The following is a 2,801-nucleotide window of genomic DNA, read 5'->3' on the forward strand; positions in this document are numbered from 1 at the left end:
GGAAAAAATACCGCCAAAAAGTGCTTAAGGTCTCTTTGGCTCAAAAACGAAGGCCATGGTTTGAAGGATTGTTTGCTAAAATTGATGAATTTTCGTGGGCTACAGCGTTTAAAACTTAAATTCTATTGCAAAATCCGGGTTTATATATAGTAATCGGCTTCATCCTGAGATATTCGGCCAATTCCTGAACTGTGAAAAATGTATTTTCCATGTTTCCTGCTTTGCGGTTATTATGGATTTATCTTGTTTTATACAGATTTATGTATTTTTATACTACTTACTCTGAAAAGGTATAAAGTTAATTAAAATACTCTTTATTGCTTTTCAGTAATATATAGTATAATGGTTTTATACGGTTTGTCAAGTGAAAATCTCTAAAAAGCAGATTTTTACTTGATCTTCTTTAAATAATCTTTGGCGAGGGTATTCTGGGGATCTAGGATCAGGACCTTCTTCCATTCTTTTTTGGCAGAAACAAATTCACCTTTTTGGAAATACGCTGTACCCAGATTCAGTAAAGCAGGTACATATCTCGGGTTTAACCGGTGCGCATCTTTTAACGCGCCTATTGCTTCGCCGTGCATCCCTTCTTTGCCGTATTCTGTACCCAGGTTAAAGAAATATTCCGGGTTCTCGGGATCCAATTCTATTGCTTTTTTGTATTCTTCGATAGCCTTATCCGCCTCCCCCAGCCTGCTAAGCGCATTTGCCAGATTATTATGTGCGCCCGCCGCATAAGGATCTATCTCTAATATCTTCTTGTAAGCTCCCATGGCCTTTTCGTAGAATCCTTCGTCAAAATATATGTTGCCGAGTTTATTACGCGCATCGATGTTAAACTCATCGTATTTTACCGCTATCTTAAAAAACAGCGCGGCCTTACCGATATTTCCTTTCTTTAAATATATGTTTCCTATACGCAAATAAGCCAGCGCGTAATCCGGCCTAAAATCTTTGCTTATCTGGTATTGCCTGAGGGCCTCGTCGGTATCCCCCATATCTTCGTAGGTTATACCGAGATTTACGCGCGTCCTGTGCTCTTGGGGGTTTGCGGCCACCGCTTTCTTGTGAAATTCAAGCGACTTTTTAAAATCTCTTTTAGCGTGATACAGATTACCTATATTATTAAGCATCTTTATGCTGTCGGGGGCATACCTGAGAGTATGGCTATAAATAGTAATGTCGTCTTTCCAGTCAAGATTTCTATCTACTGTCTGATAGGCGAAGAATATGAGATAACCCATAAAAAGTGACGCGATTACGGGGCGCATGCTTATCTTATTATCCCAGAGATGCATTCCTAGAAAGGATACGAAGATCATAGCGCCCATAAGCGGTATATAAAGCCAATGCTCGGCTATATTGCTGTTCATGGGGAATATGTTGCTGACAGGTAAAAGCGACACAAAGAAAAAAATTGCCCCGAAACATGCCTCCTTCGAAACTTTTCTTACCCTTACGAGGGCCAAAATGATCAGAAGTACCCCGGCGAGCGATAAAAGAACATTCTTATCCCATAAAGACACCGCATAGTCAATACTGCGCTCCATGTGAAGCCCTACGGGAAAAAATACGATTCCTAAATATATGATGAGCGCCTCTTGAAAAGTCAAAAGCCTTGAATATAAGGAATATCTGCTCTCAAAGAGCCCGAGTTCCTGAAAATTTAACGCGCATGAACGTAAAATAAGATACACTCCCGTTATGATAATAAACCAGGATATGTAATGAAATTTAATGATGCCCCTTGACCTCTCCGCCTCCTCACTGCTGACAAAGAATAATCTGTAAAAAAGTATAAGGACGGGGATGATTACGGCCGCTTCTTTTGAAAGAAGCGACAGGATAAAGAAGATTAAAGACGCAATATAATAAATCCTTACTTTTTTAGGCTTCGCGGTCCTGAAATGCGCGTCAAAAAAGATGAATGACAATAGCATAAAAATGGCCGCAAGAATATCGGCCCTTCCCGCTATGTAAGCCACTGCGCCCGTATGCGCCGGATGCACCGCGTATAACGCCGCGCCTACAAGCGCTATCCTTTTGTCTTTGGATATTAAAAATAAAAACAGAAAAAATAATACCGATAAAATGGCATGAAGCAGTATATTGGTAAGGTGATATCCGAAGGGATCCAGCCGCCAAAAGGAGAAATCTACCATATAAGTTATCATCTGTACAGGCCGGTAATAATTAGAGAAGGAATGATACAGGTCCAATACGAAATGTATCCACGCGTAATTCCAGGACATTATGGAGGGATTCTTAGTAATAAGAAATTCGTCATCCCATACAAAACCGTTAAAAGCGGAATTGGCGTATACGGCAATGCTTAATAAAACTATAATCAGCGCATATTTTCGTAAGTCAGCCATAGGTATATCTTTCTTACCTCGGCAATGCTATGCCCCGCGCGCTAAGCAGCAAAGCGCTGACGGGGTCGTAGATGCCGTCTGCTATGAAAAGTCGATAAAACGACATATAATCGTATGCCGCCAGAGCCAGAATAATAATCGGCGCATATAGATGGCGGTACTTTCCGCCTCTATTTTCGGTAAGCCGTAATACCGCGCCGAGTGCAAATAATCTTAAAGGTATATCGAGAAGCATGGCATATCTTATATTTTTGGCGAAAAGGTTTAAAATGAGATAATAAACTACCGTTACTATCAAAAAATATGCTATTTTTACGTCCCGCTTCTTTGAGGAAAGGTACGAAATAATAAACCCAAGCGCAAACAATAAAACCAAAGGCGAAATAAGGAAAAAATCGGTTATGTAGCGTATCCACGATCCCGAAC

At 40.4% G+C, this 2,801-nt stretch carries 2 protein-coding genes; both read right to left on the reverse strand.

Going from position 1 to position 2,801, the window contains the following annotated elements:
* Positions 1 to 389: 389 nt before the first annotated feature.
* Positions 390 to 2,375 (reverse strand): tetratricopeptide repeat protein, encoded by a 1,986-nt coding sequence (locus KKI13_02035; GenBank protein MBU4487830.1) that lies wholly within the window; start codon positions 2,373 to 2,375, stop codon positions 390 to 392.
* A 13-nt stretch (positions 2,376 to 2,388) separates the two neighbouring features.
* Positions 2,389 to 2,801: hypothetical protein (locus KKI13_02040; GenBank protein MBU4487831.1), on the reverse strand; the 413-nt coding region annotated here is incomplete at its 5' end.

The organism is Candidatus Omnitrophota bacterium (assembly GCA_018894435.1).
GTDB lineage: Bacteria > Omnitrophota > Gorgyraeia > JAHIPI01 > JAHIPI01 > JAHIPI01.

Coding starts and splice junctions, on each gene's coding strand:
- KKI13_02035 (MBU4487830.1), bottom strand. CDS start 2,375: ATGGCTGACTTACGAAAATATGCGCTGATTATAGTTTTATTAAGCATT.